Source organism: Luteibacter sp. NPDC031894, from assembly GCF_050273135.1.
Taxonomy (GTDB): domain Bacteria; phylum Pseudomonadota; class Gammaproteobacteria; order Xanthomonadales; family Rhodanobacteraceae; genus Luteibacter.
Map to the genome: position 1 here is coordinate 1 of NZ_JBNNMV010000019.1, position 1,710 is coordinate 1,710.

2 protein-coding genes are annotated in these 1,710 nt (G+C 60.3%); both read left to right on the forward strand.

The genetic code is table 11. From position 1 onward, the window contains the following. The coding region (locus tag ACQKIE_RS19215; RefSeq protein ID WP_427462173.1) for a hypothetical protein at positions 1-774 on the forward strand (774 nt) is incomplete at its 5' end. 378 nt (positions 775-1,152) lie between these two features. Continuing rightward, positions 1,153-1,494, forward strand: a complete 342-nt coding sequence (locus ACQKIE_RS19220) for a hypothetical protein (protein ID WP_427462175.1) — start codon at positions 1,153-1,155, stop codon at positions 1,492-1,494. The last annotated feature ends 216 nt before the right edge of the window (positions 1,495-1,710 follow it).

Genomic DNA, 1,710 nt, shown 5'->3' on the forward strand with positions numbered 1-1,710 from the left:
GCTGTCGCCACGCCTGCCGAGGTGACGGATGATCTAAAACGGTTGCTCGAAGGGTTTACCGTCACGGTCGAACGCAATCAGCTCATGTCGCCCGCTACGTACCTCGACGAGGTTCGCCTGAGCTGTGAGTTCCAGCCGGGACAGGGGCGCATTCGTGCCGACGCTATCCGCGCCGCCCTCACCGCCCAATCCCAGGTCCGCAAGGATGGGCATGGTGTGGATAATTTCGGTAACGAAAGGCGTGTCGAGCCAGTAGAACGCGAACGCTTCGAGGCATGGATGAAGCGTGGCGGTGCCAATATCGACAGGCGTCCCGACGGGGTCTACGCCGATCACGGTGTTATGCGTTGCTGGAACTCGTGGTGGATGTCTGCGTCGTTCAATACGGACACGTCTTTCACCACGGTTCCATACGCGCTGGTTGAAGTGGTGCGCGCTGTGCGCCGCTTCAATGAATGCGCAGAGGATGGCGAGGACGTTGACATCGGCCGAGACTGGTTCGATGCCCTGACCACCATCGGTCTACTGCATCGCGTTCAACGCAGCCCTGCTCGATGGGAAATGACCGATGCTGGTCGCTCCCTCCTTGACCTCGCCTCGCCCAGCGCCGGGGCGGTGGTGCCGGAGCGGTGGAAGCTGGTGCCGATTGAGCCTACCGAAACAATGTTGGAAGCGACGCGGAAGAACGTAGCGTCCACCCTGGTTAGCATGTCGATCCGCCGCGTCATCTACTGCGGCATGCTCGCCGCCGCGCCGGAGGTGGACCGTGGCTAAGGCAGCGAGCCGCTCGCCATGGCGGCCGATATCTACAGCCCCGAAAGATGGAACCATGGTTCTCATCACGGAGACGCCCAACGGCGAGCACTGGAACGTGATGCCTGCCGCATACATGGCGTGGGCTAGGGACGATTCGGGCGGCAGTCAGCAGCCTTCCAATGAAGCCAAGGGAGATTGGTGGGGAGCTTACCCAACACGCTGGAGCAATGAGGGCCCATTGCCCTGCCGATGGAAGCCTATCGCATGTACTCCGGTGTGTTGGATGCCGATGCCCGCGGCAGAACCCGAAAGAACTCTGCGCCGACGCCTGGCGCATCTCCCCAGTGAGCCGCTTAAGACGGCAGCCACCCCTGATGCGGGTAGCGTGGTGCAGTCGTGAACATCGACGCAGAGCGGAAGGCGTTTGAGGCGTGGTATGCAGGCGAGTACCTGAATGCATCGTCGCCTATATTCCGTGATGCTCAATTCGCTAAGAACGGTAACAACACCTATCACAGTGCAGAGATTCGTAAATCGTGGAATGGCTGGCTAGCCCGCGCCCAGGTGGGTGGCCTCAAGGAAGCACTGAACACTTTGGCGGACGGCTGGGACGAACTCAGCGATGCCGCTTACCAAGACGGAGAGTTAAGTCGTCGCGATGTGTGGCGATCCGCCGCCCATCGACTTCGCCAAGCATTGAATAAGCCCACCCCGCCGAAGGAGGATGGTCATGGCTGAATCCAGAAATAACTCACCCGAGCATCAGGTTGAAATGCTTATGGCTCGCATGGTGCTTAACCAAGTAGTTATACCGACCGGCCAAACACGTTGCGAAACCTGCGATGGGTCGGGCGTCCTGTGGCCGCTCGATCCACACCAGCCGGACGAGGTATGTGAATTCTGCGATGGCACAGGAGCCACCCCATGACCGTCCGCGATGAGCTTGAGAGGGTG